Below are 23,768 nucleotides of genomic sequence, written 5' to 3' on the forward strand. Positions count from 1 at the left end.
CCTTTTTTACTAGAATCCAGGCCAGAGGTCAATTTATAGAAATGTTCATTTTCATTAAATTACAAGTTCAAATGGTTATTTGAACATTTCAACTGAGGGTACAATCATTTTAAAAGCAGGCTCAACTCATTTACCAATAGATGATTTTATAGATGATATTTTACAGAAGGTGACATCTTATACTAATTTAGTAATAACAGCCGCACCTGGTGCTGGTAAGACAACTCGATTGCCTCCGGAATTGCTTTCCGTTGTAGCCGGGAAAATATTGGTGCTGGAACCTCGAAGAATGGCGTCGATTGCTGCTGCTCATCGGGTTGCAGAAGAAAATAATTGGCTAGTCGGTGAGGAGGTTGGTTATCAAGTCCGTTTTGTCAATAAAACATCGCATAAAACCAGATTAATTTACATGACGGAAGCTTTGCTGGCTCGACACATGATTCATCATCCTGAGTTAGACGATGTAGACATTGTGATTCTAGACGAGTTTCATGAAAGATCTTTATACGTTGATTTAACACTAGGATTAATACGTGAATTACAAGAGTTAGGGCATCATATTAAAATTGTGGTCATGTCAGCGACACTCGAAGCAGAAAAAATTGCTGAATATTTGGGTAATTGTCCTGTCATTTCCGTGCCTGGAAAATTATATGAGTTAACGGTACGTTATCAAAAATCAACCCAATTACTAACACCTCAATATCAATTTTATGAGCATTTATCTCAAGTCATCAAAGAAGCACAGCGACAGACTGATAAAGATATTTTAGTATTTTTACCGGGTGCACGTGAAATTGAACGCGCTAAAGAAAACTTACTTGATTGGAAAGAAAGCAAAAAAATAGAGGTGATCACGCTGCATGGCAGTCTTCCTCTGGAAGCACAGCGTATCGCATTGCAAAAATCTTCAGCGCAAAGAATTATTCTTGCAACTAATATTGCTGAGTCTTCTGTTACTTTAGACGGTGTTGATACCGTCATAGATTCAGGTTTAGTAAAAATAATGAAACAAGATTTACGTACTGGATTTTCACGCCTGGAAATTTCGAGAATTAGCTTAGCGAGTGCCATTCAGCGTGCTGGTAGAGCCGCCCGACAATTTCCAGGTGTTTGTTACAGGATGTGGAATCAACATGATGAAAGTTCATTTGTGAAATCAAATATTCCAGAAATTCTAAGTTCAGATTTAAGCGATAGTTTGCTTTTTTTAGCTAATCAACATATCTCGAATTTTCAGAATTTTTCGTGGTTTGAAAGACCACCACTTGTCAGCATTGAACGTGCGACCTTTAGCTTACAAGCGGCAGGTGCTATCAAAAATAACAATGAATTAACATCAATAGGTCGCCAGCTTTTGGACTTCCCATTACCTGTGCGTTTGGGGAGACTATTAATTGCAGGTATAGAAAATAAGTGCATCGATCTGGCTGCAAAAATTGCAGCGTTATTACAAGAGCGCGATATTCTACGGAAAGAAATGACGAATAATTTTCAAGCAGATCATTTTGAATGTGATGTTGCACCGCGATTAAAAATTTTGAATAAATTTCTAAAAGATGGTTCTTCACATGAAGGTCATTTCACAATTTTACAAACTGTCGCACAAAGTTATCAGCAGATTCTAGATCTTGCTAAAAAATTAAAAAAAGCAGAGCCCCCTGTTTATCGTGAAGAAGATGAAGCTAGACAGTTACTCCTTATGTTATCTTTTGGTGATCGTTTGTGTCGACGTCGCAAGAACTCTGATCGTGCATTAATGGTCGGTGGTCGTGGTGTAAAATTATCAGATCGAACGCTTGTGAAAAGGAGTGAGTTTTTTATTGCATTGAATGGTTTTGAAGAAAACGGGGAGGCTGAAACTTTGATTAATCAGGCGAGTGGGATAAATAAAGAATTTTTGTTCAAACACTTTTCCGACAACATAATAAAGAAAAGAGACATCATTTTTGAAGCAGAAAAATCCCAATTTTATCAGCGGGAATTTAAAACACTTTGGGGTTTACCCATAGAAGAACCGAGTTTTTCGCTGGCAACCTCTGTACACGTTGCAGAAAAATTGCCTGATATATTAACTGACAATTGGGCGAGCACACTGAAGAAAAATGAAAATTTACATGAGTGGTATCAAAAGATTATATTTTTACGATTCCATAAGGCATTAATACCCCCTCATATACAAGATGAATTGGAAAGTCTTTTCGACGGAGATGCATTAAAAAAATCATTTTGCTTAACTGTATTTAGACAAGCATGTTTCGGTGAAAGTAAAATGACCTTAGTACTGAAAAAAATTTAGTGTATTTTTTTGAACTAAATATATCTGAAACATTGCGTAGTATTTTACAAACCGAACTCCCAAATAGGTTAAAAGTTCCAAGTGGTAGCATGATACCGATTCATTATTCAACGGTTGAACATCCCTTTCTTAGAGTACGCATCCAAGAAGTGTTTGGATGGGAAGAAACGCCGAAAATATTATTTCAGAGTGTGTCAGTTGTACTGCATTTATTAGGGCCGAATTTTCGTCCAGTGCAGGTAACAAGCGATCTAGAAAGCTTTTGGAAAAATGGTTATTCAGAAATCCGTAAAGAGTTACGGATACGTTATCCTAAACATCAATGGCCATTAAATCCTGCTGATGGCATTGCTCACGCGAAGGGATCGAGGCGAAAATAAAAGAAATCCAACGATGAATCTATGGTTGTTTGGAAACGGGATCACAGCAATGTGGTCTCGTTACCATACGATTTTTACGTATATGAACCATCCCGTTTTGCAAGCCAATTTATAAAGATGTTATAGGTTTTAAGTTGCAGTCATATATTCAGCTGTAGTAGTTCCAACTTGATCTGACAGTTACCGGTTTTTAAGAAGTGTCTGTCAGGTCAAATTTAGTTTATAAATTTTTCCATCCAGAATTGTTTACTCTCTATCAAAGTTTGCATTGGGGTACGTCCACAACACATTTTACCCTGATGAGTACGTTGATTATTATAGTAATCCATCCATTCGTCCAGATCTTTTTGCAATTCATCGATTGATTCGTAAATTTTCTTTCGGAATGTTACTTGATAAAACTCCTGTAAAATCGTTTTATGAAAACGTTCACAAATGCCATTTGTTTGAGGTGAATTTGCTTTTGTCTTTGTATGGTCAATGTTATTAATTGCCAAATAAAGCTGATAATCATGCTGTTCTACCTTGCCACAATATTCAGTACCCCTATCTGTTAAAATACGCAGTATAGGTAAATCGTGTTGTTCGAAGAAGGGTAAAACCTTATCGTTCAGTAAATCTGCTGAAGTAATTGGCGTTTTAGTCGTATAAAGCTTGGCAAATGCCACTTTACTATAGGTATCAACAAAAGTTTGCTGATAAATGCGACCGACTCCTTTAAGCGTACCCACATAAAAAGTATCTTGCGAGCCGAGGTAACCAGGATGTGCTGTTTCGATTTCACCACATGCCTCATCATCAAATTTCTTTTTCTCCAAAGCTACGACCTGCGCTTCCGTCAATATAATTCCTTCAGAAGCTACTTTAGCCTCTAATGCTTTTAAGCGGTCTTTAAAATTGGCAAGCTCATATCGCAGCCAAATGCTACGAACTCCACTTGGAGAAACAAAAATACCCTGTTTACGAAGCTCATTGCTCGTACGAAGCTGACCATGGGCTGGAAATGCGATCGCATACTCCCTTACCGAGAGTTCAATTGCTTCTTCTACTCTATTTTTTAGATTAGGTTTTCTTCGGCTTTGATCGAATAAAGCATCAACTCCTCCCGATTCTACTGCCGACTTATAGCGATAAAATGTATCTCTGGATAAGCCCATTACTTTACATGCCTTAGATACATTCCCTAATTCTTCAGCAAGGTTTAATAAGCCAACTTTATGTTTAATAATTTTAACTGTATTATCTATCATGAGAGTTTTCCTTTTGGTTTTGTTTCAAGTTCGCACTTCTATCAAAACCGGAAACTCTCTCTTTTTCAAGTACTTGTGTCAGATTAAGTCGAAACTAATTCAATTCAGCGTCTAAGCTAAGCTTGCGCTCTGATGTAAATCCGCCCTCTTTTTCCTAAGCAGGGTGATGGCCTCTAAGTGCCGTGACGCAAAACAGGGTTTAAAAGAGTTGGTTTAACCCATTAACCATCATTAAAAACTAACTAAAGCAAAATTGGTTAAGTTAAATTGTACTGCTTAATATTCAGTATCAAGCAGCTCTCTTTTCTTGGTTACTATTAAATTCTTCACCAGTGACCCAATAATTCGCGCATTTTTATTGGCGAGCGCCACAGCCGCCTTATTAAGGGTGAGCGACTTCTTTTTATTGGTTAGCCATTCGCCATATTTGCTATTGATATTTTTGCATCGATAAAGTACTGCTCTTGCACCATGAATTAATAAATTACGTAAATATCTATCCCCACGTTTACTAATTCCTAATAATAATTGTTTATTCCCGCTCGAAGACTGCCGTGGAACTAAACCTAACCATGCCGACATATGGAGGCCATTTTTAAACTCATTGGCACTTGGAACTGCTGCAACAATAGCGGTGGCAGTTAACTCACCGATGCCAGGCATGCTTAGAAGTCGTTGGCATTGATCATTTCCTTTACAAATGAATTTTGCCTTTTTTCTATTTTTCAAGCCGTTCCTCTAATTCTATCAACGCATCATAGAGCTCTTGCACCAACTCTCGTGATGAGGATGTTAATTCATTTTCTTTATCATCAATAATTGAGCGTAAGTGGCTTTTAACTTTTAATGCTCCTTGCGGAATTGTTATACCATACTCTAAATTTAATCCTCGGATTTCATTGATTAACGCAAGTTCTATTCTTGACTAAACGACTACGTACTCGGTGCAAGGATTGAATATCTTGTTGCTCTACCTGTTTGATTGGCACAAAGTGCATCGATGGGCGACTTGCTGCCTCAACAATCGCTACGGCATCATTGGCATCATTTTTATTAGTCTTTACAAATGGCTTTACAAACTGTGGGCTAACTAATTTTACAGTATGACCCTGGCGTTGAAATACACGAGCCCAGTAATTGCCTCCACCACAAGACTCCATAGCAATAGTAATCAATGGGAAATTCGCGATATAGGCAGCCAATTTTTCTCGTTCAATTCGTTGTTTTAATACTCATTTGCCATAACTATCAACTCCATGTAATTGGAAAATATTCTTGGCTATATCTATACCTAATACGCTAATATTCATTATGAACCTCTTGTACCCCTCCCCTAAAATAGGTGCATTTCAATGCTTTTCTGGAGTTGATGTTTTGAATAACAACTCCAGTTGACATTTTGTGATTACCGAGCTAAAGATTTTTTTGATACGATGTATTGTGCTTCCACATATTCCCCTTTTCCAGACTCTAATTTTTCTTCATCCCGTATCGAGTTTTTAGCGGGTCTAAAAAAGTGATTGTTTCTCTCTATGGATGGGAGAAAAATTCTTGGATTATGTAGCGAAATCAAATTATCCCATAAATGGCTGGGTGATAAAAACTCACCATGGTGGTTTTTGTTGTAAAACTCCATGGAGCGCAATAATGCCTTGCAAAAACTGCTTGTCAGAGCGTGACCTAAATTGGGTAGACCATATTTATGGCCCTCATTCATTAGAATGCTATTTAAAAAATGAGGTCCACTAAAGGATGCATGGTCGAAATAAATGTAATCATTGGTCGTTGCCCAGGTTTTTTTTCCGTCCGTTGCCGGGGTGACGAGTCCTCGCAAAAGATCGCGAATTTCTAATTTTTGATCAACCCCATAGGAAACATCTATTAAATTCTCTTCAATGGCGTACATTAAAAGCAATAATTGAATGGAGTGAGAATATTTTCCATGTAGTAAGGCACTGATATCCAAAGTATCTTCCGTGGTATGTGCCCCATCGATGATATGTGAGCTTGCTGTTGTATCATTAACAAATCCATACCATTTATAAGAGGACTGACCACAACCAAATTTTTGCAACTCACCTATGATGGAGAGGCTTAATAGGCTATCCAACTTTAAGGGTTGATAAGCGTTTTTGGGGATAGGCCATTTCATGGCCAAATGAGTTTCGATTGTATATTCAGTGCTGACAAGCTTTTCTAAATTAGATGTATGGAATGTATTTTCTACCTTTAAAGTAATGGCATTCTCTAATTGTTGTAGAAGAGTGAAGCATGTTAATGGATCATCCAGGATTTTCTTATAGGCTGCGAGTGCATTAGTAATTGCCATTTCTTTGGTCACTTGCTCCTTCGCTGCTTTAGGTTGAAAAAATGAGGGAGATGAATTTTGATTATATCTTGCTTTATCCGTGCTCAGTGGTACTAATTTATACATAGATTGATAATAGTCTTTGATTTGGGGCGAAAAAAACCTTAAGTCTTTAAGGGTTAGATTCGAATTAAATTTGGGGTTTAAAATAATTTGAATTAACCGCTCCATAACCTTCTCTGGTTCAAAGATTGTTTCAAGTCCGTTTTTTTTCATAACTGTACGTGATAAAAATTCTTTAATCGTTCCTTTGTTTTTAGCATGATTGAATAATAAGTCGAGTATTTCTCTAGTAGAATGTCGCGCTGCTGTTTCAAATAGGCTTCTATTTTTGGGATAATATCCAGAAAAATTGGCGTTATTATTTAAAAGAATATGTACTATCGCTGAATCATTAAAAAAGCAAGCAAGCATCAGTGGGCTAACGTATGCCTCTTCTCCGTTCCATTCAGTTAAACCCGCATTATAATCAAAGCCATGATTTATCATTTTTTCCAGAGTTTTAACATCATTCATAGCAACCACATAGAGGAGAAAATTGGCTCCACCTAACGCATAGTTATCGTGGTTTGTTGCAAGATCGACAGAAAAAATTGCTTTTTTTAATAACTCTATATCCTCTTTACTGCCTTTATCTATAACCTCATTGATTAATGGTATTATTTCCGGACAAGTTATGGATTCTAGTCTGGTTTTGAGCATTTATAACCTCTCATTGCTGCTTTTTCTAAGTTAAAAATATGGTCACATGTTATTTTCGATGTATTCAATAACTATTGAAAAGTTCAAACTTTATCCAAAATAAATTAGTTAAACCAATTAATTTTTTTATTTGTCATATCAAATAATTTGATAATATGGCGTGGGTTTTACTGGAAAATGATGCTGGATTGTTGGTTCAGATCCTTGTGGCTAATAACTCATATCATTTAAAATTTCCTCTCCTTGCTTTCGTCTTAAGATCGTCATTTCTTCGGCAGCAGTATCACCTTCATAGAGATTATTAAGTACATGGATAATGCATAATTTGGATCTTTAACTTTTTGCAAGATGAAGCGCTTTTTTTAATACTAAGACTGAAGTATGACTCCCATCCACTGCAACCAAATTTTTTTATACATTGTAAATTATCCTGTAAATGGACCATCCATAAGGTAAGTATTTTGTTCTATCTTTCAACCAAGTTGCTTATTTACCCATTTAACTAAATTTATGTGTCCTGAGTAGGGTGTAAAATTTTGTTGTCCATTTGCTATTAGGAGAGATTGTTTTTAGAAAGAGATGGAGCACAACCGCTTGTGCTGCAAAGGTAGTATTGGGTTGTAGGTACTCTTGAAACCCATAAATGTGCATATAAAATGTCTATTCCATAGCCGAGAATTGTGTGCACAAAGGTTTCGTATATAGGTGAGGGTATGTAAACAGGAACCACACTCAATAGGAGATAATTTAAAAGTATCAGAAATATTCTTTTTGTCTGAGCGATACTTTAGATTTGTATATAAAATTGACCATGTTCCTATAGGCAATAATTCTACTATCATCCATGATGGCAAATTTTCTGGCGGAACAACGAAGGATTCTTTACTGGATCTTGCTTCTGAAATACACTTTGTTAAAGTCAATCGAGGTTATATTACTGATGGTTTAGGGATTGCCTATGATTATAAACCAACCATGCCAGGGGAAAAATATTCATTGGATGATGATTTAATTTTATGGTTTACCAAAAAACTAAACAAAAATTTGTTTGTAGAAAGTGATGTCGTGTCTACAAGTGAAAAAAATCACCTCGATGTATATTTGCCAGATACAAATTATAAGTTGGAGTTCAATGCCAAAGATTCATTTAAAATTATCGATCAAAAATTATTTGAGTTTAATAAATCGTGCGTCCCTTCGACACAAAAGCCAGAGGTAATTGATATAAACGTTACCATCAAAAAGGGTGATGAGATAATCGTCGTTATTTGTTCTGAGGTATATACCTGGAAGATTCTATACATTAGTGTCGTTTTTGTTAAGGAACAATACCGCAATCAAGGTTTAGGTACAATTTTACTCAATGAAGTGGAAAAGGAAGCAAAACAATTGGGTATTAGTTTAATTTATCTTGATACCTTTGATTTTCAAGCAAAAGATTTTTATCTCAAACAGGGATACGAAGAGTTTGGTGTGCTAGAAGACTGTCCAAAAAGTCATAAGCGTTATTATATGAAGAAGGTGCTATGAGTTTGATAAAAAAAGGGAAATACCGCCATTATAAAGGTAATCTTTATGAGGTGATTGATATTGCTAAACATTCAGAAAGCCTGGAAAATATGGTGGTTTATAGAGCGCTTTACAGTGATTTTGGGCTATGGGTTCGGCCCCTTAAAATGTTCCTGGAAGCAGTTGAGATAAATGGTGAGATTCGAAAAAGATTTGAGTTAATAGAATGAATCTCAATTGGTTAGGATTGAAAATAAGCAAAATAAAATCTATTGGGTACATTCATACAGCTTTTTATCGGTTAGATGAATCAATAAAACTGAATATTAATTTCGGAGAGCAGAGGCCAAGTGCCAAAAAATATTTTTATCGTTCTCTACTTTTTCCCAGTTTACAATGGGTTGCGTATTTTGGTTAAACAAAATGCCGTTTTCACACATCCAGGAAAGTTGATTAATTAAGGCGTAAACGGTAATTAATTGTTGCTCTGAGTCAGTTAATTCAAGCTCGTTAACGAGCGCGTTAAAATAAAATTCTCCATGAGATGTCCCATACCAACTTAATTTAATTCGACCTAAAGCCTCGAGAGGATCACCTTGTGTTAATCCATCTAAATCAACCAGCCCATTAAAACGCCCTTTGTAAACCATGACGTTTTTTGAGCAAATGTCGCCATAGTACATAGTTGGTTTTAATGAATCGAAGTAGGGTTCATAATTATGATAAACTTCAATTGCACTATGCTCTATTTGTTGCGCTATTATCCCTGTTAAACGTCCATGTTCAATTGATTCTTGGATCCATAGTTTCATTCGCTCTGACCAACTATCACTGACATCGTTATTACCACCCCAAATTACCCCAAACTGTGTGGTGACGGGTAATGTTTTCACTTTGCGAAAAATGGTAGCAATTTCATGAGCCAGCATCAAAAGCTCAGTATGATTTAACGATTCAATCACAAGACCTAAATCTTTTCCTTTTATTTCATTTTGGATTTGATAACAAAGAGGGACAAGAGTCTGAGTGTAGTCAGAAGCCAAAATATCCGGTACTTTAATATCTAGTTTTTTAAACTCCGGTATATGAACTTCAGAGCCGCGTAAATATTTATCTGTAGCACTCAAACGAATAATGATATTCCGATCGTTTAAAGCGATACGATAAACTTCGTTACAAATACCAATCTTTATGCGGCTTATTTTCTTAGTTAACTCTGCAAAGTGATGATCAACAATAATGTTGATCATATTCCTATGGGATTGTTGTGAGTAGTTCATAAAATAAGAGAAGTTTTTTGGGTTACCTGGTTTAAATTAATTACAATTAATCCACATCTGACTTTGCATTATATTCCAATAATTGTTTCGTAAAAATAACTTTCAAGAATTGGTCGCGAAATGGCGAAATAGTAATTTTTTATTAAAATTAGGGTCAGTTGACAATTCACCTGCCGCCTACGTGCCGCGGCTTGTCCGCGGCATCCAGTAGATGGTCAAATTAAAAGCTGAACAACCTAATTGATTGATTAATGAAAGCAAACTCATAATATAACGGCTCAGATACCAAGTATAAAACGAATTTGCAATGCTTAGACTTATGCTCAATGACGAGCGTTGGTCAAAGCTGAGGGAGATCATGCTACAGCACAGAATTTATGACAAGCCCAATCTTGGTAGGATAGTTGAGGCAATGTTATATCGCATGCGGGTTGGGTGCCCTTGGCGTGACCTACCGATAGATTTTGGATGCTGGAATTGAATTTATCAACAATTTAATCGATGGTCATCTCAAAAAAAGTTAATTCAAATTTTTAAAACGCTTGTGCAAGAGCCCGATTTAGGATGGGAGTTTATTGATGGCAGTATTGTCAAAGCTCATCAACATGGTGCTGGCGCGCCTAATAAGGAAGAACAAGGCATTGGTAAGTCGGCTGCTGGAAATACAACGAAGATTCATATGGCCGTTGATGCTCACGGATTACCTATTGATTTTGAAATAACAGGTGGCGAAGTGCATGGTTGCAAAGTGGCACCAGAATTTATCGAAAAGTTACCTGCTGCAGAACATACTATTGCAGATAAGGGTTATGATAGCGAAGAGGTTCGAGATACCATTCGAAAAAAATCATCCATTCCCGTGATTCCAGGAAAGAGCAATTCCAAAACTGGTAATGCAGATATGGATTGGGGTATTTATAAATACAGACATCGAGTTGAAATTTTTTTGTCAGAATAAAACACGTTCGTGCAATCGCCACAAGAGTTGATAAATTAAAGCGAAACGATGCTTCTGTTGTTGCTATGGCATGCGCATTTTTATAGCTACCTATGTAGCGCAGCTTCCGGTATTATCTCAGTGTTTGTCCAACATTCAAGGAAGTACGATGAGTCTGGCTTATGTTCATATTCTTGCGAGTCAGCATCATGGTACTCCAAATTTCGAAATTGAAAAGAATATACTAACAAATAATAGCAATAGGGCATCGAAACAATCAGAGTATAGTCGTGAAAGAGCAGACCTTTATCTTTTAGAAATTAATAAATTAAGGACTGGAGAGCCTGTAGACTACCTCCTCTCTGAAGCTTTTATGGCGAACTATAACTGGGATTTTCTATTTTCGACAGAACTCTCATCCTCCCTACTTATGATTTATATAGAATTTGACATAATTTTTTTCATGCGTAGACCCTGATTACTTTATGAATTAAGGCTGGTACTGATTATCATTTATTTGATCTTCAGTCTCTGTCTTAGGAGCAGGATTTGAAAAGAAAGAATGAGGACCTGATGCTTGTAAAGGTTTCGCTCTAACTCTGAAACCATGCGGATCCATAATATAATTGAGAAGATGTGAACCTAAGCTTAGATATGGAAAACGCTCATTTAAAGCTTGATGATAAAGCTCATCTGTTTCTTTTGGTTCAGAACAAAGTTCTTGTAAAAGCTTGTTTGCATAATTTTTGTTAATCTCGCCCCATTTTAATAGCATCTCTTTTGCATTTTTAAAGAAAAAGTGATTGGCAAAAATAGGATTTTTACGCGTATCCTTATCGATAACAATATTGACAAGAAGAAATAGAGTTAAGACTCTAACTTCTTTAAAGTTTGCCGGTTCAGCAGAAAAAACACTAGGAATCAACAACTTTAAAGGAACTAAAACGGGATCGAGATTTGCAATAACAAAACGTAAATTCCAACAATTGTATAAATCCCTCCATTGCCAAGGAATATGAAATTGGGAGACTTTTTTGGGGCTGTTATCTACTTTCAGGTCGGGAATTAGCGAATAACTTAAATTATTTTCGAGACTTGTTCCTTCAGGTAAAATTGTATTAAGCATTTTAAAGCTAGTGCCATAGCGGTTTTGCTCCATAATTTCAATTAATCCGAAACCCGCTTCAGCATTTAGCTTACCACCAGAGTCGTTGCTTGTACCGATACAATCAGTTACAGAGGCTTCTAAGATATTGACGCCCATAGCGGCTATTGTACTGGTTGTTTGAGTTTCGAATCGTGCAAGCTCAATATCAGCATTCCAGCCAGACAAATGAAATTGCGCTACAAATTCATCGAGATCGGCTTCTATTTCTGGAGATGCTCCCATTAAGCGGTGAAATATGATACTGGTCATTCCTGGTTCAACTGAAATCTTTTTTATTCTTCCAAAGAGTTCAGTAGAAAGAGGTGTACCAAAAAAGAAGTTCCAGTAAGGATTGCCAGTATATCCTGGCCCTCGATTTTTATTATGTGTTGATAAACATTATTGCCAAAATCATTGCTATTATCCATTGTTACAGTGATGGCTTCCAAAAGGCATAAAGCATGAATTTGAACCTGTAAAGTGCTGGCAGCAGCCAAAATCTCATTGTTTGTAATCAAATTGTTGGTTTCAATATAGCCCAGTAATTCACAAAGAGGGGCTTTAGACAAGACATCTATTTTTACTTTATTAATTAAAAGCGAAAGATCAATTGGGGTCTTCTGAATTTTATGAATAAAAAATTTAAACTCTTCGTTTGTTGTCTTTAAATTATTAAAACCGAATGCCTCTACAATCTGCCTCATAATTTGAGGGTCGGAATAAGTCGGAATAACCTCTTCAACACGCTCAAGAAATTTTCTAACATTAGTTAAATTAGTCATCTTTGATTTATCTCATAGTCTTTTTGTGAAATATTAAGTAAATCAAAGGTCTTTTTCTAGATATTTTTGAAAGGTTCTAATGTTGTGAACCATCCGATCCAGTAAGTTGGTAACCCAAAAATTCGCATCCATGGACTTAATTGATGCGAATGCTTTTTGAGTTGATTCAACACTTCCTGGCTAATGTATTTAGGCGTTATTGTTGTATCTTTAGGCACTCCGAAACCCGCGCTTTGATGCAACACTCAATGAAATAAAGTTGGATGATTTCTTTTGTAGTTAATCAGTTGGTTTGTATTTGATACTTATAGCGACTGAAAAAAACCAACCTATTTATCTACATAAAAACAAATTCAAATAAGAGTAAGCTAATTTAAGGATAGCTTGCCAAGTAGATCAAGAATGCATTAATTGGCTGCGTTAATATTGTCAAGACTCATGCGCCAATTTACAAAATTTTCCAGGCTGATCTTCCCTCGAAAAACCAGACACCAACATGAAGCAACCATGCACGGTATCCTGACTGGAGCCTTTATAGAGTATTATATAATTTTATTATACTTCCTTGGGACTAAATCAAAATGCAAAAGAAAGTTTTGTTGATTTCTTTAGGGCTTATGTTCATTAGTATGATCGTGGTTAGTGTGCCTCTTTATATTACGTTTTATCTACCATTACCCATCCTAAATACTATTTCTTTTAATATATTCATGATGTATGGAGCATTGTTTTGTAGAGTAGTTACAGCAATTATTATTTATCTTTTATCAAAAAAATATTGGTCATCGTTTAAACTATCAGAGCGCACTTTTTTATTTGCTCTGCTGATCATGGAATTAGCTGAAGGCATTTTTCAAAAGGGATTTCTGAAATATAGCTTGACCTACTTTAATATTTTTACTTTGTACCTGAGTTATTTAAGCGTTTCCTATATTATATGTTGTTATATTCATCGCGCTTCTGAATATAAATGGAGATTGGTACGTTACTTAGGATGGGCGATCGTTGCGACCATTAGTTTTAATCTTATTCGTATGGGTATTCTGATGGGGGGGGGGGGATTTATACCAAAGAGTCAGCTAGTGCCTTGTTCCTATCTAATTTTCTTACTTGTTTTGAGTTGACTGTGGCTTCTTTTATAACGTTTTTTCTTTTAGATAGCAGTGGAAAACTCCCATCAAGTACTTTGCTTAAGGGGCTCATTTTAACGGGACTTATTAGTTTTCTTCGAGTTGATATTCCTCTTCGAGATATACATAATTCAGAAGGGAACTATCTCTATCGGGTATTCTATTATGGGCAATCCCTTTGGGAGTATTTTCTTTTAGGTATTTTGATTGCTTATTTTTTTAAAAAGATCCAAATTAAAATAAATGATTTGACACCTTGACTTAAGGAATTTATCAACCTCACGCGACGTAGGTGGAAGAAAAACAAATTCTTAAATCAACGGCAATTAGGGTTAGGGCACGCAAACAGAATGAACATTTTTTTGCTTTTAGACAGTATCTACGCTCACTAGCACGCCCATAAATGGATTTTATTCTCACCATCTCTCAATGTTGTACTATTTTATAGTCTTATTTCTATTCATGAGTACCATGCCGGTGAATTTGTTGGTATAAAAATTAGGTACATATTTTTAGCTTATATAATCAAAAAATTGGCCGCATACTTAGAAACCCTTTGATTTTTCATTAGATTATTGCCATGATAATTTTCCAAACATTTACCGAATACTTTATCTCCAATAGCCGTGCTAAGGCATTGAAGCAGAGGGTTACTTATTCATTCAATTTGAGTTTATGGAAAAACTGATGATCAAATACTTCAAGAATACAGTTGCAGTCTTAATGTTACTTGTTTACCAGAGTGGGTTTTCGGTAAGTGCTTCATTTTTTAATGTTTTTGCAACAGGGGAGCCAGCGAATTTAAGCATTACTCTCTGTTTAAACGGAAAAGGGCCGATTTCGTGTAACAACTATAATGTCTCAGCACTAACTTTAACTTTATTTACTACTGTACCCCACCATACTTATCCGCTTGCTGGAATTAAAATTAATTCTTCTAATTATGATTTATCGGGTTGTACGCCAAACAGCAGTGGTTACTGTTTATTCACCGTAAGTGATAAAGCTGCAGCAAATATCCAAATCACGAAGAAAAGTAATGCGCCCTGGTATCCTTCTTTAGAAGCTTTTGAACATTATAATTCGGGACGGTCGCATGTATTTCCTCAAGCCAGTTTTGGTGGTTCGTTAAGTGGTCAGAATACAGTCAATACCCTTTACTCTTCGACAAGCTATCCCTCTGGATACAACATGTCGTACCTTAATTCTAATGATGCGTTCATCTACGGTGGTGGCTATGGGGATGTACCAGGATCGATTGGTGCTTATGTCGCGCGAGTAAATCCTCTTTCTCTACAACCCATTTGGTATAACCAGTTGATTAATACATACGAAAATGGAGAATGGGATTATCCTGGCTCCTTGGGCATTTTAAATGATGGCTATCTTTACGTGAGTTACGGCTACCGATTAGCAAAGCTTGATCCCGAAACGGGGCGATTAATACACCTATTAGTACTTCCAACTGGATCAGGGCTTCCTAAAAATACCTCGTTCAATGGTTTTAATGCCACAGCAGATGGTACTATTATTATGAAATCTGTATATCGCCAAGCGGGGTGTACTGTTCAAGGACCGGACGCTTTATTGAACTGCCCAGATCCGACCGATGTACCTCCTTCAATTTTAATTTCAGTTAATCCACAAACGATGAGAGTGATAGACAAGATCACTTTGCCTGCACCTGTAGGTGCAAGACCAACGGTAACTCAATATAAGAATAAAAATTATGTTTATCTACTTGAGGCTACAACTGCAATTCGATACATAGTTGAAAAAGGCCACTTCATACTCGATAGTTCTTGGAATCCTGGGACAATCACCTTACCTGGACAAACATTGTGTACTTCTTTTGTGGTGGTTAATGATTGGGTAGTAGCACAAACGAATACGCTTCCTTCAGGAACAGCATTAAGTGTTATTAGTATTAATCAAAATAATGCGGCTTATCGCTTTTCTATTCAGCCGTTTTTAGGAGATCCTATCCCCTTGGAAATTAGAGAAGCATTTTCCGCCGCTACTTCGGATAAAGGACAAGCAATAAGTTGGGCTCCTATGTCTGTTTCTGGTGATCCTGATACCAATTTAATTTATGCAAGTGACTCGTTACCTGGGAAAATTGCTGCCATTAAAATTTCTGATAGTGGATTGGTGATCGTATGGACTGCGAGTCAAAGAACCACTGAATTTACTACGCTGATTAATCCTCCAGAGAATCGCGTATTAGTAGGTACCGATATTCCTCATGGTGAAATTCCTGGTAATAACCACAATGATTTTGCAGTGTGGCGAAATGCCTTGACGGGCAATGAAATTGCGCGCTCGCCATTACTTCCTGCTATGACCCAAGGCACTATGATCCAACCCTATTATTTTGGCAGTATGTTTTTCGAAGGACAATCAGGCTCTTTAATCAAGTTATCCCCCATATCAACTATTTCTAAAAATGGGTAATTGGGTGTTTGAGTCTTTTGCTTCACTTGGATATGTAGTTAATTGTATGATCTTGTCACGTGAATTTTTAACAAACTAACGTTCATTGATTGTAAGGAAATATATGAAAACAGTTTGGTTCTCAATGGGAATGTCGCTTATTTTAAGTAACAGTATGGCCCAAACTTCAATCGTGGTTCCTCAACCAACTACTTGTGTTACAGCTCATTTTAGCTCAACAGGTAACAGTAATTGGCAAACCGTTTCGTTAAAATTAACTAACAATTGCAGCCAAGGGGTGGATTTTCAAAATTCTGCAATAACTTTCTCTAATGCCAGTAATCTTAATACAACTTTTTGGGGTAATTTTTCACCATTATCTTATCCTATAAATACTTTACAAATTACTTCCCAGCCACAAACATCAGGTAATTATTTATCAGTAATTATTTATCATCACTTTCCTTACAATTTCCTAATAATTATCCGGGAGCTAACAGCATATTGCCTCAAGGAAGTTCTTTTACCATTATTTATGGAGAGCCAGCAGCAGATTATGTAGCTAATAGTGTTAATGTTTACTTAAATTCTCCAGTGGCAACTGGAACTATCAATTTAGTGAATACATCGGCACAACCTGCAAATGTAGCACAACCCTATGCTTTAGTTAATGTGACCTTAAATGGTCAAAAAGTGAGCACTGCACAAGTTCCCTGGTCTGGGCAACAAGCAATATCAAATCTAGCCGCAGGAACTTATGCCATTTCTCCATCTAATGTAACTGATAGTAATGGGGTGGCTTACCAAGGAACAGCAAACCCTACAAGCGTCACAGTCTCTCCTCATTCGACTGTTTCATCTAACCTTAGTTATGCGGCTGTGCCTGCTGCAGGCGCAATTAATCTGCAATTGTCAGCATTACCTTCTCAGTTATCAGGATATACGGATATCCCTTCAGTGACGCTTACAAGAGTAGATAATCACAGTGCAATCACTGCTTCAGTAAATTGGAATGCTACGACTGTGGTAAAACAATTAGTGAGTGGCGCAGGTTATACTTTTTCTACTCCGATAATCAGTTATAATGGTTACAACTGTGCTCCAACATTCACACCCACCAGTGCTACAGCCGCTGTTTCTTCGCCAACAGTGCAGTTAACTTATACTTGTACTCAAGTAGCACAAGATAATATTCCTGTGAGTATTAGTGGTGTGCCTTCATCCGTTTCTTCAATTAATGTAACTTTTACTCCTGCAGGGAATGCTGCGCCGGTCAGTGAAACTATTGCATTAACTAATGGAGCAGGCTCAGGTTCAGTGAAATTAATTGATGGAGCAATTTATACGGTTAGCGCAACAAGCGTAAGTGGTTATACTGTAAGTTATTCTCCCCAACCGCTAACTGTGTCATCTACTGCTTCTGAGGCCATTACTTATACTCAAAGTACGTCCAGTAATAAAGGCAGAATTATAGCTTATTTGCCAGGATGGAAGACGCTTCCACCAGCTACAGCTTTAGCTAATGCAGGGTATACGCATGTGCTCGTGGCATTTGGTGTGTTTAGTACTACAACTCCTGGGCAAATTACACCTGCATTTGATACTGTGTCGCAGGCATATATTCAATCATTACAAAGCGCTGGGATTAAAGTATTGCTCTCATTAGGCGGCGCATCTACAAGCATCGCTAATACTACGGTAAATTTTCATCAAGTGGTGTCTGCTGCATCTTCAGCAACAGCTTTTGAGCAAACGTTTATTAGTTCTTTAGAAAATTTAATGACTCAATATGGTTTTGATGGTTTTGATATTGATATTGAAAGTGGATTAACTGCTGGTGGAACATTTGCCAACCCTACAGGAGATATCGCTATTTTGGCTAATATTGTCAACACCATGCATACCAAGCATCCTAATTTGCTGCTGACTCTGGCACCTCAAATTGCCAATATTTCAGCTACTTCAGGATTTGATGTAACATGGGGAAATTACGCTTCTTTAGTGATGCAAACTCATCAATCTTTAGAATGGGTTGGTATTCAAATCTACAACTCAGGTTGTGCTTATGGAATCAATTTGATCTGTTACGATCCTAATAACAATTCTAGCCCTGATACTTCGGTAGCTATGGCAACGGATTTATTAGCAAATTGGCCTGCAACAACAAGCACTGGTCAAAAAACAGGGTTTCAGCCTTATGTAAGTTATCTAAAACCATCCCAAATTGTATTAGGTTATCCTGCTCCTGATGCATCAGGTAACAGTGATGGGCAACCTCCAGCAGTGATTCGCACTATAAAACGAGCCATTCAATGTTTGCGTACTGGTATTACAGGTTCATCAAGTTGCGATACTTACATTCCGCCCCAAACATATCCTGGATTTGGTGGAGTTTTTGAATGGGAAGTGACTTATGATGAAAGCAATAATTATAATTTCGCTACCAGTTTGGTAAATTGTGTGATCAATGGCAATTGTAATTAATTAATTAATCAAGTAAAGCGGTTTAAAATCGTGCTTTCCCGCGCTTTATGGCGCGGGTCTGATTTGTGTTGCCAATCAGTATGGCCTCGAATTAATGTACGGTTTGCTTCTTATAATTAACTGGCAAATTTCTGCCAGACTGATTAAATCAGCTTGATTAATACGCTCCCAAAATTGTTCCTTACCATCTTTGGTTGATATCAACGCTCTAAATGCAGGATTATTGAAATCCCCTTTTTATCAGTTCTTCTGCAGGCCACCTATTACACCTAATCGAGCTTCTTTATTTTCGACAGAACCTTTTATGTTATCCAACGTTTCTTTAAATTTAGATACTGCGCTAGAAAGTTGATTATCATTGTTATAAGCATAAGCCAGCCTACCTGCAGCAGCAGCGGTCCCCGCCACAGTAGCGACGGTTGCAGCCGTGGCCATTGCGCTTAAACCCATAACTCCTGCTATGGTCAGAAGTAAACTGCCTCCTCCGGTTACAGGAATAAGTAAAATGCCAATACATGCTGCTGCCGCTAATGCAAAATAGCATAATGATTTTTTAATGTTATTGCCATTGATGCACTTATTTATTGATATCTTTTTTGACAAATTTGTTAATTCAATTATATTGTCAACACTTTTAGTTTCATCATTCCTGTCATCGAGAGTCTTGGAGGCGCGCCGTAACACTTTTATTAGATTAGTTAGAGTAGCAGGATCGGTCTTGGATAGTGGTTTTTCAACCCCTTTTTGTACTACTTTTAATACATTTTCTGAGGCCTTGGTTAATTTACGCTCCTTTATTTCACCGATACGGTTTCTAAACTCTTGAACCCATTTTTCATATTCATCAATAAGAAAGTCAGCTTTTTTTTCAGCGATTTCAGTCTCTACTTGTTGTATGGTACTGTTTTTATTTAAAACCTCTACAGCTCTAGAAAGTGCGAAAGCTTCCGCCGAAGTTAATTTTTTCTCTACATTTTCTTTGATAAGGTAATATACTTCTCGTGAAACAACAGCTTTTGATTTATCTTGGAGTTGACACTCTAGCATGACTATCTTTTTCATCAAAGGATCATCTTGCTCATCAGCCACTTCTCTAGAATTACCAATTTTTCGATAGAAAATTTTAAAATTTTCGACGAGATCAATATAAAATTGTTCCGCATTAAAAATTGTTTGATCATTAACCGCACTTGCTTTAAGTGCTTCAATATTGACCATATGTTCGGCCATATTATTAACATCTACCGGATTTTTTTGTCCTGTTTCATCAATACGGTATAATTCATGCACATTATTTTCTTTGTCGATAATAATATAGTGCCCCACATAGTCTGAGAGATTAGAGGGAAATTCATCCATCGAATGAACAAAATGCGAAGTAACATGCAAGTCATGATTAATAATATGAGTTATTGTATCCAAAAACCCCATTGCATCCATAATTCTTGCCACTTTGGTTGCTTCATCAAAACTTGTTGTGGTTAAAGAACCAACACGTAACTCTATAGTATTGAGTGGATACTGAGCTCTCAATTTATCATAGCCTATTTCCTTTTGATGAGTATTTTTATAATCTGTTTTCAAGTCACCAAAGATGCGTATTAACTTATTACGTTTGAGTTGTTCCTTCCAGTCCGCTTTATAAATCGTATGATCTAAATCTTCTTTAATTTGATTGAATAATGACGCTGATATTTTGCCATAATCTACCGTCTCATTATTGTCTTTATATTTGCTTAGTACTTTATCAATTGATTGATTTATCGATTCAATTTTTGTCTCTTCTGATAATTCTTTATTAAAGAAATCTTTAAGAAATCTTGCTAATTCCTCTGAACTATTTGGAAGTGGCTCTATTGGATCCAGTTTCATTTTAATTTGTTTTATATTCTCCCATGCTTCCAAGTAATTGCTATAAAGAGCTTGGAATACAGGGTTATCATTGTTATCTAAACCTTCACCAAAGGCAAAAACTAAAGTTTGTAGTGATTTTTTATTTGGTACAAATGATTCATTTATAGCATCATAATCAAAGTAGTCTGTAGGTAAATTGTCATATAGCCCTCCATCCACAAATTTTCTTTCTACACTATCTATTTCAATCGTTACAGGCTCTAATACTACTGGAATAGACGCAGATGCACGACAAGCTAATGCAATTTCAACTTCAGGAGTTGTCTCACTACTAAATATGTGCATCGCTCCATCAGGAAAGCTTACAGCATTTAAGCTCAGTTTTTTGAATGTTTGTGGGAAATGCTCATTGAGTATCTTCAAATGGGAAAACTTAATTTTGGGTTCAGGTTTTTTCAGCTCATCTATTAGATCATTCAAATCATCAGGGCATGTCTTTTTCTGATTGATCAATTTGTTTATTTCTATTGCTAAATTATCCCTCACTGTTTCGATAATATTACCACGAATAAAATCTAATAAAGGTTGGCCATCTTTTGTTACTCCAAAAAGGCATCCAGTATCATTTCCAGGTTTTTTATTGACCCTTTTACCCATTAGCTGTTTTAGATTTGTATCGAGCATTGTTTTGCGGAATTTTTCCGGCGACATTCCTAAAGCCCAAATGGTAGAAGTAATAGCTCCTGCTGATGCTCCAGAAAACATTTCCATATTTTTTAGTATACCTGCAGTAACTAGCGCCTTATAGACACCAGAGTTGACCACTCCTTTTGCACCACCTCCGCTACAAGTTCCTCTTTTTGGGGGAAGTAAGCTTTTTATAAATTCATATAATTCCTCTACTTGCTTTATTTTTTTACTATGTTCATCAACAACAGCCTCTTTTTTATTCTGAGTCATATGATACTTCCCACTCGGAAATTATATCGGTCATTATGCATATTTTTTGCCAAATAAACGAATAAAATAAATTTATGAATGATATAATTAAATTTAATATCTAGATATATTAATACGTCACGGTCGTCTTTCAGTTGAAGAAAAAGCTCAGCATCCTTATTCCGGGTTACCTATCATGCTTTATTTTTGAGCTTTGCTACACAATGCGGTGAAAAAGAGTACTGTTTCCAGTCTGATGTGGAAGAAATATAAATTGCCGTATCAACTTATGATTGGCAGGGGTTAATATGGTCTTGTGAGGACATACGTATTGATTATTGAATCTGTCGAAAGCTCTCAACAACACGGTTTCGAATGAACTCCTAATTTAATTAAGGATTGAAATTGAGGCTAGAAAAAAGCAAATGTTACTTAAATTTTCTTTTTTAATAATTTACTCTCGCATGCAATATGTTCAACAGTATTAATTTGGACGGATCTGGGCAGAAACGCTTGAAACACTATCTAGAAACTCATCCAAAAATTGATATTGCTGTGGTAATTTATGGTACAAACCTTCAAGGGTTGAGATAATTACCTCAAATTTTTTAATGTCTTTTTTCTCTATACTCTGCTTTGAGGATTCTAATTTTTTTTCAATTTGTTCTTCGTTTTCACCCCATAAGTCGCTGTATTTTTGGTATATTACATTGGCTTTCTTTGTTAAATGGCTTATTTCATCAATTATATTTTTTAGAGTTTTTATGTTTGATTTTAATTGGGCACATATATTTTTATCCAGTTGATCCTCTTTTATTTCATGAAGAATATGGTTCAATTTTTCCATTATCTTCAAGCGATTCTGGCACTTCGTTAAAGCAATTTTTGTTGCATTCTGTTCTGATTTCAGATTTTCATCTTTTTTAGCCTTTTTAAATTTTGTTTGAACTGCATTAAAATTATTTGTAACTCTTTCTAAATCATACTCAGCAAATCTCAGCGAAGCTGCAACCTCTTTAGATAATGTGCTTTCCTCAGTAAGCAATCCTTTATTTGCTTCTAAAATAGATTCAAGAAATTTTATTTCCTGGTTTAAATATTTAGTCAGAACTTTAGGCGTATGAAGTTCATTGTCATAGGATGAAGCAACATTATGATTTACTGGATTGGTATCGTATTTCTCTAAAATGACTGCAACGGGTACATTAGGATTTTTTTCTCGTTTAAAGAACATTTAATTTCTCCATGTATTCAAAAAAACATATAGAGTAAATTTTAATCAAATAATCTGAATTTCTAATTAATGAGAATGGTGGTTTTGCGACATGTACCGTTTCTATGGTTCTTGAAATGAAACTTCAATTAACAGAGTTGGAAAAATTAATTGAGTAAAACATATGGATGCCGTTCATCAATCATCCTCCAACGGGGGCTGGTGGACAGTTGATATATGCAAATCGCGGCACGTGGGCAATGAGGGTGCATTGTTTCCACGTCTTAGTATTTTTTGTTAATCGGTAGTTTTCAAAAATATTTTAATGATCTTAACAAGTACGGTTGTAACTACCATTAATATCCTTAAGAATTAGGGGGTGAACAAACTTATTACATAATCCATAAGGTATAAAATCATATGTCTATAGATAAAATTGTTTGTGTAGGAAAAAATTATATCAATCATGCCAAGGAGCTTGGCGAGGCAATACCAGAAAAGCCTGTATTGTTTTTAAAACCATCCAGTGTCCTGAAACAAGCATCTGGCTGGGATGAACATATCTATCTTGATTTTCCCAGTGAAGACAACGCAGTACAACCTGAATGTGAAATTGTTCTACACGTAGCCTGTGATGGATATAAAATGACACATGAAGAAGCCAGCAATGCGATTTCAGACATCACCCTTGGTCTCGATATGACCTTAAGAGCACGTCAGTCCGAGCTAAAAAAACAAGGGCATCCTTGGACTACTGCAAAGGTATTTAAAAATGCGGCTGTTCTAGGTCCATGGATTTCCTATCATCAATTTAATCATTATCTGAATACTGAATTCCAATTGCTGATTAATGGCACGCTTAAGCAATGTGCTAAAGGAGCAGACATGATGATGTGGCCTGAGGATTTATTAGTTTATATCAGCCATTTTTTCCCCTTAAAATCAGGGGATATTATCTATACAGGAACCCCTGCAGGAGTGACATCAATATCAAAAGGCACTACAGCTGAATTACACTGGGATCATTACTCATACAGCGTCACATGGGAGTAATGCTGCGT

18 protein-coding genes and 3 pseudogenes are annotated in these 23,768 nt (G+C 36.3%); 11 read left to right on the forward strand and 10 right to left on the reverse strand.

Going from position 1 to position 23,768, the window contains the following annotated elements; translation table 11 throughout:
- Window positions 1-79 precede the first annotated feature (79 nt).
- Window positions 80-2,299 (forward strand): helicase-related protein, encoded by a 2,220-nt coding sequence (locus EL220_RS05215; protein ID WP_232002627.1) that lies wholly within the window; start codon window positions 80-82, stop codon window positions 2,297-2,299.
- Window positions 2,299-2,679: an ATP-dependent helicase C-terminal domain-containing protein gene (locus tag EL220_RS18625; protein ID WP_232002628.1), complete on the forward strand. Its 381-nt coding sequence runs from the start codon at window positions 2,299-2,301 to the stop codon at window positions 2,677-2,679. Before EL220_RS05215 ends, EL220_RS18625 begins: the two co-directional genes overlap by 1 nt.
- A gap of 190 nt (window positions 2,680-2,869) precedes the next feature.
- Here EL220_RS18625 and EL220_RS05220 read toward each other — a convergent pair.
- The 5 genes and pseudogenes from EL220_RS05220 to EL220_RS19755 all read right to left on the reverse strand — a co-directional run bounded on the left by EL220_RS05220 (window position 2,870) and on the right by EL220_RS19755 (window position 7,841).
- A pseudogene (locus EL220_RS05220) lies at window positions 2,870-3,929 on the reverse strand (IS481 family transposase).
- A gap of 458 nt (window positions 3,930-4,387) precedes the next feature.
- A pseudogene (locus EL220_RS19880) lies at window positions 4,388-4,595 on the reverse strand (transposase); the annotation flags it as partial.
- Window positions 4,596-4,825: 230 nt separating this feature from the next.
- A complete protein-coding gene (locus tag EL220_RS18635) occupies window positions 4,826-5,131 on the reverse strand; it encodes an IS110 family transposase (protein ID WP_232002630.1) in 306 nt (101 codons plus the stop codon).
- Window positions 5,132-5,334: 203 nt separating this feature from the next.
- A complete protein-coding gene (locus tag EL220_RS05230) occupies window positions 5,335-6,999 on the reverse strand; it encodes an ankyrin repeat domain-containing protein (protein ID WP_027272397.1) in 1,665 nt (554 codons plus the stop codon).
- Window positions 7,000-7,568: 569 nt separating this feature from the next.
- Window positions 7,569-7,841 carry an Abi family protein gene (locus EL220_RS19755; protein WP_081779105.1) on the reverse strand — a complete coding sequence of 91 codons (273 nt, stop codon included), beginning with the start codon at window positions 7,839-7,841 and terminating at the stop codon, window positions 7,569-7,571.
- On the opposite strand from EL220_RS19755, the gene EL220_RS05240 reads away from it, so the two are divergent.
- Together EL220_RS05240 and EL220_RS05245 are read left to right on the forward strand one after the other, a co-directional pair.
- Window positions 7,771-8,529, forward strand: coding sequence for a GNAT family N-acetyltransferase (locus tag EL220_RS05240; protein WP_232002631.1), 759 nt, complete (start codon window positions 7,771-7,773; stop codon window positions 8,527-8,529). The genes EL220_RS19755 and EL220_RS05240 overlap by 71 nt on opposite strands.
- Window positions 8,526-8,738, forward strand: a complete 213-nt coding sequence (locus EL220_RS05245; RefSeq protein WP_027272399.1) for a DUF1653 domain-containing protein — start codon at window positions 8,526-8,528, stop codon at window positions 8,736-8,738. The genes EL220_RS05240 and EL220_RS05245 overlap by 4 nt, the downstream gene beginning before the upstream one ends.
- Window positions 8,739-8,834: 96 nt before the next feature.
- Here EL220_RS05245 and EL220_RS05250 read toward each other — a convergent pair whose 3' ends face one another.
- Complete coding sequence (locus EL220_RS05250; protein ID WP_027272400.1) at window positions 8,835-9,758, reverse strand: phosphotransferase; 924 nt, start codon at window positions 9,756-9,758, stop codon at window positions 8,835-8,837.
- 337 nt (window positions 9,759-10,095) lie between these two features.
- On the opposite strand from EL220_RS05250, the pseudogene EL220_RS05255 reads away from it, so the two are divergent.
- Window positions 10,096-10,832: pseudogene (locus EL220_RS05255) on the forward strand (IS5 family transposase).
- On the forward strand, window positions 10,817-11,203 hold the full coding sequence (locus tag EL220_RS05260; RefSeq protein WP_128130837.1) for a hypothetical protein: 387 nt from the start codon (window positions 10,817-10,819) through the stop codon (window positions 11,201-11,203). The pseudogene EL220_RS05255 and the gene EL220_RS05260 overlap by 16 nt, the downstream one beginning before the upstream one ends.
- Window positions 11,204-11,215: 12 nt before the next feature.
- Here the strand turns inward: EL220_RS05260 and EL220_RS18640 are convergent, their stop codons facing one another.
- Together EL220_RS18640 and EL220_RS18645 are read right to left on the reverse strand one after the other, a co-directional pair.
- The gene (locus EL220_RS18640) at window positions 11,216-12,142 is read right to left on the reverse strand and encodes a hypothetical protein (RefSeq protein WP_232002632.1); all 927 of its coding nucleotides are present in this window, start codon (window positions 12,140-12,142) and stop codon (window positions 11,216-11,218) included.
- Between the two features lie 23 nt (window positions 12,143-12,165).
- Window positions 12,166-12,654, reverse strand: a complete 489-nt coding sequence (locus EL220_RS18645; protein ID WP_232002633.1) for a hypothetical protein — start codon at window positions 12,652-12,654, stop codon at window positions 12,166-12,168.
- 581 nt (window positions 12,655-13,235) lie between these two features.
- On the opposite strand from EL220_RS18645, the gene EL220_RS05270 reads away from it, so the two are divergent.
- From EL220_RS05270 to EL220_RS05280, 4 genes are all read left to right on the forward strand, one after another.
- Window positions 13,236-13,778, forward strand: a complete 543-nt coding sequence (locus EL220_RS05270) for a hypothetical protein (RefSeq protein WP_232002634.1) — start codon at window positions 13,236-13,238, stop codon at window positions 13,776-13,778.
- A 693-nt stretch (window positions 13,779-14,471) separates the two neighbouring features.
- Complete coding sequence (locus EL220_RS05275; RefSeq protein ID WP_027272112.1) at window positions 14,472-16,238, forward strand: hypothetical protein; 1,767 nt, start codon at window positions 14,472-14,474, stop codon at window positions 16,236-16,238.
- A gap of 103 nt (window positions 16,239-16,341) precedes the next feature.
- Window positions 16,342-16,779 carry a hypothetical protein gene (locus EL220_RS18650; RefSeq protein ID WP_232002635.1) on the forward strand — a complete coding sequence of 146 codons (438 nt, stop codon included), beginning with the start codon at window positions 16,342-16,344 and terminating at the stop codon, window positions 16,777-16,779.
- Window positions 16,722-18,701: a glycosyl hydrolase family 18 protein gene (locus tag EL220_RS05280; protein ID WP_232002636.1), complete on the forward strand. Its 1,980-nt coding sequence runs from the start codon at window positions 16,722-16,724 to the stop codon at window positions 18,699-18,701. The genes EL220_RS18650 and EL220_RS05280 overlap by 58 nt, the downstream gene beginning before the upstream one ends.
- A 240-nt stretch (window positions 18,702-18,941) precedes the next feature.
- On the opposite strand, the gene EL220_RS05285 is transcribed toward EL220_RS05280, so the two are convergent.
- Together EL220_RS05285 and EL220_RS05290 are read right to left on the reverse strand one after the other, a co-directional pair.
- Entirely contained in the window at window positions 18,942-21,515 is a 2,574-nt protein-coding gene (locus tag EL220_RS05285; protein ID WP_027272113.1) for a patatin-like phospholipase family protein, read from the reverse strand.
- A 463-nt stretch (window positions 21,516-21,978) separates the two neighbouring features.
- Window positions 21,979-22,728: a hypothetical protein gene (locus EL220_RS05290; protein WP_027272114.1), complete on the reverse strand. Its 750-nt coding sequence runs from the start codon at window positions 22,726-22,728 to the stop codon at window positions 21,979-21,981.
- A gap of 399 nt (window positions 22,729-23,127) precedes the next feature.
- On the opposite strand from EL220_RS05290, the gene EL220_RS05295 reads away from it, so the two are divergent.
- Window positions 23,128-23,760, forward strand: a complete 633-nt coding sequence (locus EL220_RS05295) for a fumarylacetoacetate hydrolase family protein (RefSeq protein ID WP_051544779.1) — start codon at window positions 23,128-23,130, stop codon at window positions 23,758-23,760.
- Window positions 23,761-23,768: the final 8 nt, after the last annotated feature.

Origin of the sequence: Legionella sainthelensi, assembly GCF_900637685.1 — a bacterium.
Classification (GTDB): Bacteria; Pseudomonadota; Gammaproteobacteria; order Legionellales; family Legionellaceae; genus Legionella; species Legionella sainthelensi.